This is a genomic window from Xanthomonas sp. Leaf148 (genome assembly GCF_001423585.1).
In the GTDB taxonomy this organism is placed as follows: domain Bacteria; phylum Pseudomonadota; class Gammaproteobacteria; order Xanthomonadales; family Xanthomonadaceae; genus Xanthomonas.
Genome location: NZ_LMOP01000001.1, coordinates 176,473 through 190,902, shown reverse-complemented (window position 1 = coordinate 190,902; position 14,430 = coordinate 176,473). Strand labels below are relative to the sequence as shown.

Annotated in this window: 9 protein-coding genes and 1 pseudogene; 7 read left to right on the top strand and 3 right to left on the bottom strand. The window is 57.0% G+C overall.

Annotated features, from left to right (window positions below; translation table 11 throughout):
- Positions 1-133 precede the first annotated feature (133 nt).
- Together ASF90_RS00755 and ASF90_RS24035 are read right to left on the bottom strand one after the other, a co-directional pair.
- Positions 134-1,033 carry a site-specific integrase gene (locus ASF90_RS00755; protein ID WP_230428452.1) on the bottom strand — a complete coding sequence of 300 codons (900 nt, stop codon included), beginning with the start codon at positions 1,031-1,033 and terminating at the stop codon, positions 134-136.
- Between the two features lie 27 nt (positions 1,034-1,060).
- Positions 1,061-1,324 (bottom strand): annotated as a pseudogene (locus ASF90_RS24035) (Arm DNA-binding domain-containing protein); the annotation flags it as partial.
- Between the two features lie 252 nt (positions 1,325-1,576).
- On the opposite strand from ASF90_RS24035, the gene ASF90_RS00750 reads away from it, so the two are divergent.
- From ASF90_RS00750 to ASF90_RS00740, 3 genes are all read left to right on the top strand, one after another.
- On the top strand, positions 1,577-3,046 hold the full coding sequence (locus ASF90_RS00750) for a site-specific integrase (RefSeq protein ID WP_055844553.1): 1,470 nt from the start codon (positions 1,577-1,579) through the stop codon (positions 3,044-3,046).
- A 240-nt stretch (positions 3,047-3,286) separates the two neighbouring features.
- Positions 3,287-3,643: a hypothetical protein gene (locus ASF90_RS24030; RefSeq protein WP_055844550.1), complete on the top strand. Its 357-nt coding sequence runs from the start codon at positions 3,287-3,289 to the stop codon at positions 3,641-3,643.
- Complete coding sequence (locus ASF90_RS00740; RefSeq protein WP_236699178.1) at positions 3,636-4,373, top strand: nucleotide-binding protein; 738 nt, start codon at positions 3,636-3,638, stop codon at positions 4,371-4,373. Before ASF90_RS24030 ends, ASF90_RS00740 begins: the two co-directional genes overlap by 8 nt.
- A 285-nt stretch (positions 4,374-4,658) precedes the next feature.
- On the opposite strand, the gene ASF90_RS23150 is transcribed toward ASF90_RS00740, so the two are convergent.
- A complete protein-coding gene (locus tag ASF90_RS23150) occupies positions 4,659-5,681 on the bottom strand; it encodes a TauD/TfdA family dioxygenase (protein WP_156364939.1) in 1,023 nt (340 codons plus the stop codon).
- Between the two features lie 101 nt (positions 5,682-5,782).
- Between ASF90_RS23150 and ASF90_RS23145 the strand changes: the two genes are divergently transcribed.
- The 4 genes from ASF90_RS23145 (at position 5,783) to ASF90_RS21080 (ending at position 14,401) form a co-directional block, all read left to right on the top strand.
- Positions 5,783-6,475: a hypothetical protein gene (locus tag ASF90_RS23145; RefSeq protein ID WP_156364938.1), complete on the top strand. Its 693-nt coding sequence runs from the start codon at positions 5,783-5,785 to the stop codon at positions 6,473-6,475.
- Between the two features lie 1,092 nt (positions 6,476-7,567).
- Positions 7,568-10,381, top strand: coding sequence for an RHS repeat protein (locus ASF90_RS00735; protein WP_055844545.1), 2,814 nt, complete (start codon positions 7,568-7,570; stop codon positions 10,379-10,381).
- 44 nt (positions 10,382-10,425) lie between these two features.
- Positions 10,426-13,986: an RHS repeat-associated core domain-containing protein gene (locus ASF90_RS00730; RefSeq protein WP_236699177.1), complete on the top strand. Its 3,561-nt coding sequence runs from the start codon at positions 10,426-10,428 to the stop codon at positions 13,984-13,986.
- Complete coding sequence (locus tag ASF90_RS21080) at positions 13,973-14,401, top strand: DUF4265 domain-containing protein (RefSeq protein ID WP_236699176.1); 429 nt, start codon at positions 13,973-13,975, stop codon at positions 14,399-14,401. The genes ASF90_RS00730 and ASF90_RS21080 overlap by 14 nt, the downstream gene beginning before the upstream one ends.
- Positions 14,402-14,430 lie beyond the last annotated feature (29 nt).

Sequence of the window (14,430 nt, the reverse complement as noted above, 5' to 3'; positions counted from 1 at the left end):
CGTAGGGGCATCATTGCGCGCTGGTAGGCGCTTGAACACTATTCACTTTTGGGAATGGTTCTTTTAAATCAATGAGTTAGACGAAGGTATTCACATGGCAAATTTTCATGTGAATACCGGGAGCACTCTCTGATTAGAGTGCATAGGCCGCCCAATCTTCCATCAAAGCGCGGCGTTTCCTAAGTAGGTCGCCACGTGCGTAGGCAGCTTCCGTTTTGCTTTTAAGTTGGTGTGCCAAGGCGTGTTCAATCACTTCGCGCGGGTGGTGTGTTTCCTGTCCGGCCCAATCGCGAAACGTGGAGCGGAAACCGTGCGCGGTGATATCTGTTCGCCGCATCCTTTTGAGGACCGCGAGCATCGCCATATTTGACAGCGGGGCACCATTCTTTGCGCCTGGAAAAACAAAGTCGCCGCCACCTTCTTGCGCGAACTGCTTCATCGCCGCAAGAATTTCTAGCGCGGCGGCACTCAGCGGAACCCGATGCTCTTTGCCTGCCTTCATCCGCTCCGCTGGAATGGTCCAAACGTTGTCGTGAAAATCAATTTCACACCATCTTGCGCCGATCACTTCGCCGGTTCGGCAGGCGGTCAGGATCGCGAAACACAGCGCCTGCGATCCAACGCCTATTTGGCCTCGCAATGCTGAGAGGAACGCTGGGAGTTCCGTGTAGGGCAGGGCAGCATGGTGTTCAACCTTCTTTGCCTGTGCCGGCGCCGCAAGCGCCTCCGAAAGATGTCCGCGCCAGCGCGCCGGATTGTCCCCAGCGCGGTATCCGCTGACCGTGGCCCATGCCAGAACCCTTTCAATGCGTCCGCGCACACGGCTGGCCGTTTCATTCTTCGTGGCCCATATTGGATCGAGAGCCGCAAGAACATGGGGTGTATCGATCTGCTTCACATCCATGTCGCCGATGTACGGATAGGCATATGTTTCAAGCGTGTTGCGCCATTGCGCTTTGTGCTTATCGTTCTTCATCGCCGAGACTTTGCCGGAGATGTATTTCTCTGTGGCCGCTCGGAACGTAAGCGCCATGCTTGCCTGAGTGCGTGCGCGAACCGTTTGCGGTGCTATGCCCGCCGCCAGGTCCGTCCGGAGTGACGCGGCTTGCGCCCTGGCGTCCACCAGTCCAACGACACCGACAGACCCCAACCCCAACTCCCTTCGCTGGCCGGCACGGACATATTCGAACGTCCAGCTAGCTGCGCCTCCCTGGCCCACACGCAGCGCCAGATTCCCCCCGTCTGAATAACGGCCAGGCTTAGCTGCCCCCTTCTTCGCTAATTTAATGAACGTAGGGGAGAGCCTATGGTGTGTCCTTGGCATCTTTCTTCCGTGTTGTTTCCGTGTTTGGCGGTGCGATCATACCAAATTTGGTGAGCCACGGTGAGACGAAAATTGCCGGAAAGCCCTTGAATCTAAATGATATTTAGTGATCTTGAATGATCGAGCGTGAACCAATATTAGGTGGGTTCGGCGGTCACTCTCTCCGCCAGTCACGTCTAAGTTATTGATTTTAATCACTAATTTTTTAGGCGAATTGATTGGAGGCAGGAAGCATGCAGAGGAAAAACTCGCATGCGCATCCCTCATCATTTGAGTCGTTCGTCCACCGGTCGCTGGTCGTTCGTCCAACGTGTGCCCATCGATTTGCAAACCGTGATGGGCTGCCGGCTTATCAAACGCACCTTGCAAACGAAGGACTTGCCGCAGGCTCACGTGCGTGCGGTCGTGCTGGGGGCGGGCTATGCTCGGCTCTTCGCACAGTTGAAGGATCAACGCGTGACCAATCTCAGCAAGTCGGACGCGGATCTGCTCATTGCGCGTCTGACGAGCGCAGAAAATCTTCAGGACCTGACGCTCAACCGCACCCGCCAGCCGGATGGGACGGTGACGGAGCAGTGGCAGATCGACAGTCCGAAGGACCTGAAGCTGTATCGGCAGCTGATGGAGTTGGAAGCGATGGCCGGCGCTGCCTTGCAGGCTCGGGCCCGCCCGGTTGCTGTGCCAACCATGTTTGGCTCACCGCATGCTGGCCCGAGTAGGCAGGCCTCTGCTCCGGCCATCGAAACGATGACGCTGGGCAAGGCTCGAGACGCATTCCTGGCGACGCTCAAAGGCTCGACGTTGCCCAAGACCTACACGATCAAGAAGACCGCCATTGAGGCTCTGGTGAGCTTCCTTGGCGAGAAGGCAAAGGTCCATGCCATCACGCGCTCGGACCTGGCTCGCTGGTATCAGGACATGCGCGAGAAGGGCGCTTCGACGCCAACGCTGACCAACAAGCAGAGCTACATCGGCGGCAAAGGCGGGTTTTTCGAATGGGCCATGGCGTCAGGCCACTACCCGAAGGGCGACAACCCGGCGAGCGGCCACGTGAGCTACTCCCAGCGCGAGAAGCGGGCCCGGAAGAAGCTGGGGTTCAAAGCCTACGACCGTGCCCAGATCCATGCGCTGTTCGCTCCAGAGGCGCTGGCCAGACTATCCGAATCGGCGCGGTGGGCCTCGCTCATTGGGCTTTATACCGGTGCCCGGGCCTCTGAGGTCGGCCAGCTTCTCGTCAAGGACGTGTTCGAAGAGGACGGCATCCCATGCATCCGCATCTCCGACGAAGGCGAGCACCAGAAGGTGAAGACTGAGGTGAGCCTTCGCACGGTCCCGCTCCATCCAGAGCTACTCAAGATGGGTTTCCTGAAATGGGTCGATGGCAAGCGTGGAGCTGGCGAAACCAGGTTGTTCCCTGCAGCTAAAGCAACGGCGGTAAACGGGCAGGGCAACTGGATCACTAAGGCCTTCAGTCGACACCTGGCCGAGGTTGGGAAAGGCTGGGCGCCGGCCAAGCGCGGTTTCCACTCGCTTCGTAAGACTTTCATTCAAGAGTTACAGGGGGCGGGGGTGGTGTCAGAACTCCGCGCGCAGATCGTTGGTCATGAGCTCGATGACGAGCATCATTCGACCTATAGTCGTTATTTCACAGCGGTGGAGAAGCTAGGCGGACTCGGTGCGCATTCACCAGGCATAACGTCCCTTGTTTGGGGCCTCCGATGACATCGCCTGCGTGGACGATGGCCAAGCACCGGAGCGAAGAAGGATGTGGCGACCACGGAAGGCTTGCTTCGAGCTGCCAAGCCAAGGGTGCCAGCCAAGGATTGGAGGTGGAGTTGGAGAAAGCGCGCCACACGTTTGACCGAACCCGCTACGTCTTCCCCGCGCGTTCGAGCCGCAGCCGCTCGGGGCACTACTCAGACAGCAAGAGCATCGTGGCGCAATGTCCGGCGCGATGCGGGTTTGTTGAACCTCAGCGAGGACATCGACATCGGACTGACTCCGCAGGATCTCCGTCGGACCATGGGGCGCTACGCGGCGCAGTTGTTCGGAGAGGGCCGCATCGTCTCCCAACTGTTGCATCACCACACCCGTGGGCAGGGAGGGGACAGGGTGGCTGCGGTGTCGGGGCGCTACACCGAGCAGGAGTGGTCCAAGTTGCGAGAAGCGATGGCACGGGTTGAGGAGGCGATGGTCGCCAAGAGTCCGCGGGTATGGAACCGGCTGAAGGGGACGGACAAGCCGCGGCTGGACGAGGCCAATGACCCTCCGGTTACTATCTTTGTTCAACGGAACCAGCGGACCGCATTGAATGATTGAGGTTGTTCGCAGTGAAGAGGACTGCCGCGCGCTGTTAGAGGCCGCGCTGGGCCAGGAACTGGAGCGTGCAAGAGCTGGGTTGACGCAAACCGTCACCAGCAAAGCCGCGGCACGGTTCCTGGGAGTCCACTTCGACACGCTGGGGGAGTGGCGTCGCCGCTCCCCACCGTTGGGGCCGCCTTTCCAGAAAGGTGCCGGACTCACAGGTGGCGGGGCCAATCAGCGCGTGCGCTACCTCTATGAAGACTTGGTGGAGTGGCAGAAAGCGAGGGCCAGCAGAACGCCCAAAGAGCGACGTCTTGTAGACGAGTTGGAGCGGCTGAGGCAGCAGGCTCGGGAGTTGGAGCTTCAACTCGAACTACAGGCAGTCAAGGACCAGGTCACCCGGATGACTCGGAAGGCGGGCAGGGTGCTTGCCCTCACCACGGTGAAAGAGTGCTTGACCATCCAGCATGATTGGATGGTGATTGGCGGTCGCTTGGTTGGACATGCCTTGACCGTGCCGGATGATGTGTTGACTGCTGTGACTGCTGTGACTGCTGTGACTGCTGCGGACAGTGCGAACGACGCAAATGTTGCCTACCCAGGGGCTGGTTCAGAGGTTGGAGAGCTGTGGACGGGCACTCTGGAAGAAGCGTTGCAGGAGCCTTGGGTCGACAATGAGGCTCGAGACCCTTTCAGCGAGGCGATGGATACGGCACTGGGGGGGCTGACGCGACACCTTGCGTAGGAACGCTCTGCGCAGCGAAGCCGCGACCTTGAGGGTAGGCTGCCTCCGGCGATAGTGCTTCCCCGCACTCCGTTTTAGAGGTTCGCCGGTCCACGCCGAAGCCCTTTTTCCGGTGCATATGAGTTGCCGAACGATGAAGAAAGTAGCGCCGCCATATCCCCTCCGAGCATGTTCAACGGGGGGGAGGGGCAGGGCGTCAAGAACAACCGACTATTCGGCCTGAAGGCCAGCCGATGACGGACTCAGGCTTTCTGAATTACCTCGATTCAGCACGGCTACGTATTGTTAAGGGTAAATTTGAAAATCATTTCCAGGGTAACGATCATTTTCGCGGATGAATTCAAGCTTTAGTCCATAGGTGCGCATTATCCAGCGTGAGTCCCCGCCATAGGCGTCACCTGGGGACTGACGTCCATGAAGGCATTTTCTGTTGTTCACAATTAGTATGGAGCCAGGCTCTATTGCAATAGAATGCCTGGTCGTTAGTGCTTCCGTAAATTTCTTTAGTGCATCATCCGCACCATCTATCTCGGGATTTGCCGCTACTTTGCTGTGACTAAATCTGATTGAAATGTCATTTTCAGAACCCGATACCAATTCAGCAGACAGTGCGATATGTTCCTGCGATAGTATCAGTTTCGTCCCCTCCTTGAATGTTCCCTGGCACTCAATAAAGAAATTTGGCCCGCGAAGAATAGCTATCTCTTTAGGATCTAAATTTTTTAGAGCTTCGATGACATCGATGATGTGTGTCTTCTTCAAATCTTCATTTCTTAAGCCTATTAGCGTGACTATGTCCGGTGAGGGGGAGATTTTTGGAAATTGAGAGTCAAGCATTTTAGGAAAAGGAAAGCTGGCAGCGTCGGTGTGGCCTCGCATGGGGCCTCGTGATTTTTTAGCTAATGCGCCAGCCCCAGATCTAGCTACTAAGTTAACGAAGAGATTTCCATTATTTTCAGATCTGTATGAAATGGTCTCGAAGCCGAGGAGGCCATGAATTGCTAGCGCAGACAGTCGGGCCTTTACTGTCATTTCGCACTCAGGTATGGGTGAAAAATCTATTGGGGTGTCAGGCAGGGAGGATAAATCGAACGCTTCTTTGAAGAAAATGTAAGGCTGCGATTTTGCTGCACTAAGGAAAGCGTTCGATCTGCCGATATCGTCTACCTTTGCTAAGCAATCTCTACCCAATCGGGTAGCAAGATCGTTTGGTTCTGAATCTATGAGGCGGAGGATCTCTGAAGGGGAGCTTTGGCTATAAAAATCATTTGTGACGATTTTCACGGCTTGTGCGAAGGTCTCTTCCATGGAATTTCCTAACTTGTTGATCTTGAAGACATCTATTTGCTTGACATGAAGTTGATATGGATCTAGATTTATCGAACACTAGTTCAATCAGGAAAGATCTCATGACCCGGCGCAAACCTCAAGCTGAACGCTCAGTCATCTCGAAAGATCCCAATCCGGTTGTGGTTGCCTCAGCTCTGTCCAAGTTGTTAACTACTTCTTCTTTTATCGAAGAGCCTGGGTCGCTGCATCGCATTTCTTTAACGCTACCGGATGGTCGAGAAATAGCCGGCGAAGGCACTGATAAGGTGATGATGATTGGTTCGCTTTGCGTTGAGATAATGAAGTCTTTTCCAGAGAATTCCAGTTTGGAGAAATTAAAGAGGCTTGGTCTTGTTGAGCCTATTAGCCCGCCTGGAACTGGTTTGAAGAAGATATCTAATGCCAAAGTTCCGCAGAAAACCATTGGTGTGGTTTCCACGGTATCGTTGCTAGATATGTTGAAAGCTGCCGGACGTATCGCCGGTGAGGACAAGGCTTCAGTGGCTCGTCGATACTTTTTGAGCGGATTTGAAGCGCTTGATAAGCGGCTTGATGACGAGGACCGAGACGGTGTTTTCAAGGATTTTTTGGGTTGTCGAGAGGTTTTTATCGATAAAGAAAAGTCGGAACGGAAAGTGCGTCCAAACGTGCAGTGGCCCTTGCGACTAGACCCCAGAGCCTACGGCAGAGCTGTCGTTAGGGCGCATGAGCACGGTCAATCATTATCTGGTTTAGCTGTGATGTGTTTGTCATATGCGCTAACTAGGTCGTGAGGCGGCTTGGTAAGAAAAAGATATTCAGGTAAATATTGATTGCGGTTAGGAAATGAGGAATTAAGGGTTGGCATATTTTTTCTGTTGTGCGTGAAGATCTAGCGCGGCAATGTGACATGGCCTGTTTCGGTTGTAGGGCCTTGCAAATTGCCAGTGTTGGGGCGGCCCGCACGGTCATAGTCAGGGACAGAGGTGTCATGACCGATCATTAGTCCATGGCTGAGCCTTGGTCACGCCGTTGAGCTGCGCATCCTGTAGATAATGAGCCGTTCCGCTATCCATAGGGCGCGTTGGGCCATAAGCGGGCCAGCGGTGAAGCCGAGCAGGCCCCCAAGAACAGAAGGCTGAGCGAGGACCACCAGACGAATTGATTGAGGTCATGACCTTGTGAGAGGCGTGGCGCAGCGCCATTCTCGCGGAGACCACCCACAGTGCCCGCAAGCGCTGTACAAGGCCCTTGCCTGTTGAATAACGTGCGAGTTGATGGAGTTGAAGCAGACAGCCGATGGCAGCCCAGCTGGGCGAGTGGTGGGGTTACGCCGCGCCCCTGTCGCCACGATGTGGCGCGCGGTCATCATTTGTGTCTGACAAACGAGTTGTAGCGTCAATCTTTAATTTCGGAAGGTGTGACCAAACGCCTTGAGCCGAGGTTCGCGGGCCTAGCTGCGCAACAGGGGAACCGGCGGGCTAGCCGTGTCGTCAGCGCGTCTACAGACATCGCCATGCCGTGTCAGGTATCCGCTGGAAACAGCGTCAGAATTTTCTGAATCTAGCGTAGGGAGATCGCTCATTGGGCCGCCTTTCGTGCGCCATTCCTCATAACGTCAATAACTTGTCGTTTTGCCTCACTGCTCCTGCAGCGGCAGGCAAGCACGGGTGGGTAGTTGACATCGAATTGGCGTCGCGCAAGCTTAGGTGGCGTGGGGGTATTGGGGAATGACCTCGTGGTCGCGCTTCGCGCACCCTCCGGATTCTTTGAACACGAACACCTGCCAATGGCTTGGCTGGGCATGCGTTGCCATGCCTTGTCTTTGCATGAGCGCGAGTTCGTGGGAGCGATGAGGTCTACCCGGATCTCGGTCAGTCATCAACTTGGAAGATGCTATGGAATCGGGCACAAAGCCGCGCCAGATGCGCGCGTTTGGATTGGCACTGGCTGCTTTGGTGGGGCTATCTCCTGCATTGGGCGCCGCCGAGGATGTCTATGACGACTACGGCAAGCTGATTCAATCCGGAGCTGTGGTTACAAGTCCGGGGGACAAGCTCTTCGGTGACAACATCAACCTCTACACCGGGTCGATGGAAATCACGCAGACCGACGTCGACTTGAAGGGCAACAACGCCTTGCAGGTGCGCATCGGTCGTCGTTTCTCGGTAGGGAGCCCCACCAAGGGGCACTTCAAGCTCTGGGACTTGGACATTCCCTACATGCATGGCGTCTTCGGTTTCCCGGGCGGGAACATCGCGCCAGATGGCTGGGTGGTCAACGGGACCAGGGAGACGGCTTACAGCCGATGCAGTCGCTACAGCGTTCCTCCGGCCTTCGAGAATCAGGGCGGGTTCTTCGATCCTTCTGAGTTCTGGCGGGGAAGCTTTCTCTACCGGCCTGGAAGCGGCGATCAAGAACTTCTGGCAGCCTCGGCCCAGGCGCTCAGGCCAAACGATGGGCGAGCCTATCCCATCGTCTTGAAGGATGGCTCCGCAGTGCGTTGCTTGGCGTCGCTTGATGGAGCGAGCGAAACGAGTGCTCGAGGCGAAGGGTTTGAACTGGTCGATACCCAAGGCAGCGTGTATGCGTTCAACCACATGGTGTCACGCAGCTATCCCCCTTTGAGCAAGTCGTCGCCTGTTCCGCAGGCCAATTCTGTTGGCACAGCGTCTGCTGGCGGGGCGGCAATGACCACCGCAAGCATCGGTGGAATCGTTCCGATGGTCGCTAACAACTACATCCTGGTTCGCAAGGAGGTATTGATCTATCCCACGCGAGTGACCGATCGCTTCGGCAACACGGTGGTTTACAACTGGAATCCCGGCGCTCCGTGGCAACTTCTAAGCATTGTTGCCAGCGATGGGCGTCGCATTGACCTGTCGTATGCAGGCGGGGACGGCAACACCATCACCTCCGTGACCACCGGAGGTCGAACATGGTCTTACGGCTACAGCGACACTGTGGATACGGTGACCTTGCCGGACGGCAGTAGCTGGACGTTCGATTTGCTCGCGTTGTCGCGTGCACGCGTGACTTACGGCCAGCCACCCGGCTGCGACAACATCCGCCCGTGGTCACGCAGCAACGTGGTCGGCAGCATCACTGCACCCACTGGCGCTCGCAGCGACTACACCGTCAACTCCATGCTGATGGGACGGTCGTGGGTTCCCAGAATGTGCAATGTCAAGGAAGCATACTCAGAAATTCCCTACCAGTTCTACGTCATGGCTGTCACCAGTCGGCGCATCTCTGGCCCCGGGTTGCCGTCGCAGGGACTGACTTGGTCCTACGACTACGGTAGTCCGAACAATTGCTGGAAGCCGGACACCAATCCGAACCCAAGTGATCCGGCGAAGTATGTCGCGTGTAACGCGAGCTCGCCCATCACCCGGGACATCACGGTTAAGGACCCTGCGGGCCAAACCACCCGCTACCGTTTCGGTAACCGCCACTGGGAGAACGAGGGCTTGCTGCTACAGCAGGACTTTGGATGGAACGGTTCGACGGCCAGGCGCAGCAAGGTGAGTGATTACGCGGCATTTGATGCGGCACCTTATGCAGCGCGGACCATGTATCCGGTCGGCAACTACGGGGACAACACGGTGGCTGCTAGGCAGCGGCCCGTGCGTCAAGTGACGACCATCGACAATGGTGATCAGTTCGTTTGGCGCATAGCGGACTGCAGTGGCCAGCTGTGCTTCGATGAATTTGCTCGTCCGTTGCGCATCGAGCGTTTCAGCCCTTGGCATAGTCGCACGGATGAAACGAGCTATTACGACGAACGCGGCGTGTGGGTCTTGGGGCAGACCGCCGTGGCTCGCAACATCAACACGGGTATTGTCACCTCCCAGGTCGACTACGGCAGCAATGCGTTGCCCCAGACGGAACGGCGCAACGGAAAGGTGGTCGCAACCTACACCTACAATCCCGATGGGACCTTGGCCCAAGTCAAGGATGGCTTAGGAAACGCAACGACCTTGTCTGGTTGGAAGCGTGGCATCCCTCAGACCGTTGCAAATCCCGATGGCACGGCCACGTCCGCCTCGGTGGACGACAACGGGTGGATCCGTCAGACCAACGACGAAAATGGATTTGCCACGACTTATGGCTACGACGCGATGGGACGGCTAAATGCCACGAATTACCCATCCAGTGACAGCACGGCGTGGAACTCAACGGCACAAGCTTTTGAGCGAGTAGGCGGAGACGAATACGGCATCGGAGCCGGACATTGGCGTCAGAGCGTCACTACTGGGAATGCACAGAAAATCACCTACTTTGATGCGCTGTGGCAGCCGCTACTGACGCGGGAATACGATGCGGCAAACGTTGCGGGAACGCTGCGAGTCAAGCGCTTCGTCTACGACCATGAGGGAAGGGCCGTCTTTGCGTCCTACCCCAGCAGTAGCGAAGCTGCGAACACTGGTGTGTGGACCGAGTTTGACGTGGTAGGCAGACCGACAGCGGTGTCGCAGGACAGTGAGCAGGGACTGCTGACCACGATCACGCAGTATCTGCCTGGCGCGCAAACCCTGGTCACCAACCCGCGTGGTGCTCAGACGCGCACGGGTTACCAGGTGTTTGACCAACCTGTCTATGACGCACCTGTGTGGGTGCTGCTACCAGAGTCCAGCAGGACGAATATTGCTCGGGATGTCTTCGGTAAAGCTCTAAAGATTGAGCGGGGCGCGCAATGAACCAGTGCATGGAAGCGGTTGAGCACGGAATGGAGAACTGCCAGATGAGTTCTGCTGAAACATCGAAGATCTTTCCCTCGTTGTGGGGGATGATCGCTTCGCTGCTGCTTTTAGTGCTTCCTGGCTTTGCAGAAGCAGCTAAGCAATGCCCAGATGGATCGCCGGCAGGTCGAGGCAACCTCTGCCCTGATATCCCGCTCAACGACGCGAGGTGGGTCGGCTACAGCGTGCCGGGTCAAATGGTGGTTGGCCAAACCTATGCGACCAGTGCAACTTACAAGAATGTCGGCGACCAGCAGTGGGGCTCGGGCATCGGTCACAAGCTTGGTTACGGCGGTAGTTCGGTTCCAGTGAGTCCCTGGGGGATTTCCAGGGTTGAGTTGCCGGGCGCAGTCTCAATTGATAGCACGGTCACCTTCAACTTCAACGTCACTGCCCCTACCACGCCCGGGCAATATCAGTTTGTCTGGCGGATGGTGCAGGAGGGCAAGGAATGGTTTGGCGGGTTTGGCTCCCAGACCGTGCAGGTCATTCCGTCGCTCATCAAAGGAAATATCGACAGCGTCAACTACGGTTCAATTTCTGGTTGGGCCTGTTCAACGTATTTGAACCGCTCTGTTGATGTGCACATGTATTTGGGTGGCTCTGCGGGCTCGGGAACCTTTGCGGGGGCTACGGCAGCTACGTTGCCAAGTGATGCCGGCATTGCAAATGCCTGTAGTGCTTCTGGCAGCAACTACCGCTTCTCGTTCCCGATTGATGAAAACTTCATCGTCCAGAATGGTGGGAAGTCGATCTATATCCACGGCATATCGCCAGTAGGTGCGGCGAACGACACCATCGCAGGATCGGGAGTAGTTGTCCCGGCTTCGGTAGTGAAGGGGCGCATTGATGGCTTCCAAAACAATGCGATTGTCGGTTGGGCCTGCTCTACGGCGCTTCGCCGATCGATTGACGTTCACATGTATGCGGGCGGGCCCGCCGGCAGCGGCACGATTGCAGCCATTGTCAGTGCGAACCTTGCCAGCGAACCTGGCGTTGCCAGTGCTTGCTCTGCGTCGGGTAGCAACTACCGCTTCTCGATTCCAATCACTGAAGACCTGATCCGAAACCACGGCGGCAAGCCGTTCTACATTCATGGCATTTCCCCAGTCGGTCGGGACAACAACCTCATTGATGGGTCGGGCGCGCTCTCGATTCCCGCTATGCAGCGTGGTGCTGCCTTCGTGTCTCAGAACATGCCCGGCCAGTTGGCGACCGGACGTTCGGTGAGCGGCTCTGTCCGCTTCACGAACACCGGCAATGTCACCTGGCGCCAGGGGCAGGGTTATCGGGTAGCGCTGGTCGGCGACACACGTGGTTGGTCCCCAGGCGAAGTCGGCTTGCCTTCAGACGTTCCACCTGGCGGCAGCGTGGACTTCACCTTCAGCCTGCGGGCGCCACTCGGTGCGGGTGGCTACAACCTGCGTTGGCGGATGCGTGATGGAGCAGGGGATCTGGGTAACGAGTCCAGCAACCAGGTCGTGCAGGTGGTGGCACCGCCACCGGTTGAGCATGGCGTTGGCCTCGCGGCGCGTAGCTACGTCTACGATGCGAACCAGCAGCTTTGCAAAGTGATTGAGCCAGAAAGCGGCTCTACGGTCATGGCCTACGACGCGGCTGGCAACCTGGCTTGGTCGGCCAGCGGCCTTGATCTTTCCAGCACGACCAGCTGCGACCTGGATGCCGCTGCTGCCAGTGGCCGCCATGTCTTGCGCACCTACGACACTCGCAATCGTCTCAAGACCCTACGGTTCCCTGACAAGAACGGTAATCAGGACTGGTCCTACACCCCGGATGGGCTTCCTGCCCAAGTGACCACCCTCAACGACGCGGGCGGCTCATCGTTTGTCAATGTCTACAACTACAACAAGCGTCGGATGATGACGTCCGAATCGTCGGGCCAGACCGGTTGGTATAACTGGTCCATCGGCTACGGCTACGACGCGAACGCAGCGCTGGCGAATCAGACGTATCCGACCGGCTTGGTCATCAGCTACGCACCGAATGCATTAGGGCAGCCGACTGCAGTCCGTGACCAGGCGGGGAGCAACTACGCCACGGGGATTGGCTACTACCCCAATGGAGCCGCGCGGCAGTTCACCTATGGCAATGGTGTGAGTCACTCGCTCGTGCTCAACGGGCGTCAGATGCCCCAGCAGGTGCGGGACAACAACGTCGCTTCGTTCGAGTATCAATACGACGCCAATGGAAATGTCAGCGCCATTGTCGATCAGCAGCGGGGCACGGGCTACAACCGCTACATGGGGTATGACGGACTGGATCGCCTGATGGAGGCGGGCTCGGAGCGGTTCGGTGGCGACAACTGGAACCGCTATACCTACGACGTGCTGGACAACATCCTCGCCGCCAAGCTTCCAGGTATTCGAGAGAACAATTACTGGTATGACGTCAAGAACCGTCTGACCAACGTCCAGAACAATGCAGGAGCCACTACGGTTGGCCTAAGCTACGACCCGCAGGGCAACCTCAAAAACAAGAACGGCCAAGCCTATACCTTTGACTACGGAAACCGTCTGCGAGATGTCACCGGCAAGGAGAGCTATGCCTACGATGCCTATGGCCGCCGCACCGTAGCGGGTCGACCGACAACACTGACCACTCAGGTCTACACCCAGACGGGTCAGTTGTTCTACACAGAGGCGTCGGGCAAGGGCAACACGGAATACGTCTATCTCAACGGGAGCTTGCTCGCCACGCGCAACGCAGGAGCCATCAAGTTCCAGCACACCGACGCGTTGGGCAGCCCGATCGCGGTGACAGATGCCGCTGGCCAAGTGGTTGAGCGAACCGACTACCAGCCGTATGGCAGCCCCATTGGCAAGACGGTCGATGGCATCGGCTATACCGGTCATGCCATGGATGGTGCGACCGGGCTGACCTACATGCAGCAGCGCTACTACGACCAAGACCTGGGGCGGTTCCTGAGCGTGGATCCGGTGGCCGCGGACTCGGTGCTCGCATCGAACTTCAATCGCTACTGGTATGCGAACAACAATCCGTATCGGTTCACTGACCCGGATGGACGGCAGTCAGCTGCTGACAGGTATTACGGTGCAGCCGTTGGCTACATGCTTCGCAACGATCCGGAAAGGCTACGCATATGGGCGGCTGGTGAAGCTGCTGCAACCACTGAGGGTAGCCAGGCAGAGCAAGGTGCGGCGATGGGGCAAGCCGCGGGCGAGTTTATTGACGCCGGAGATTTTTCGAATGAGGCGATCGCAGGCGCACTTGTAAAAGCAGCAGCTGCGGGTGTGACGCGGGGAAGATCAGGCCGGCCGGGAGACTTCACTCCTGGTCAGCGTAACGCGTTCAAGAGGGATAACGCGCAGCGCAATGGCGGCCAGATGAGGTGTGATGACTGCGGTAGGGAAGTGAGAAATGTAGCTAATGAGAAGGGTGTCCCGACCCCGCCAGACCAAGCCCAAGTCCATCACGATCCGCCCATCAAGGATGGGGGCGGACGTCACAGCGACGGTAAGGTAGTCTGCCCAGAGTGCCACCAAGATCGACATAGGCGAGAAGAGAGAGATGAGCGCAGATGAGTTGATGTTCCTCCTAGATGTTGAGGACGATTGGCCCCCTGTAGCCAAGGAGTGCCTTGCATGCACTGCGGTGTCGTCAGGATATCGGGTCGAAGTTCCTCCTTTTTTTATAAAAGAGTTGTCCGTGGGTGACGTAATTACTGTTCAGCGCGACTTGCATGGTGACGTTGTTTCTTGGTCACATTTGGAGAAGTCGAGCCGAAGCACTCTGTGGCTAATGGTTTACGGGGACTATTTGGCCCAAGGCGTGATTGAAGAATTGAAGCGGCTGGGCTGCAATATTGAGGATCTGAAGCAATTTCAATATTTTTCTATAGACGTGCCTGAGGGGTGCTCTATAGCGGATTTAGACCATTGTTTGGACGCGCTGGACGAGGAAAGCTCCGCGCTGGCTTATCCCTCCTTCCGGCATTGATGATGGCTCAGCGCCATTTAGCGAAGTCG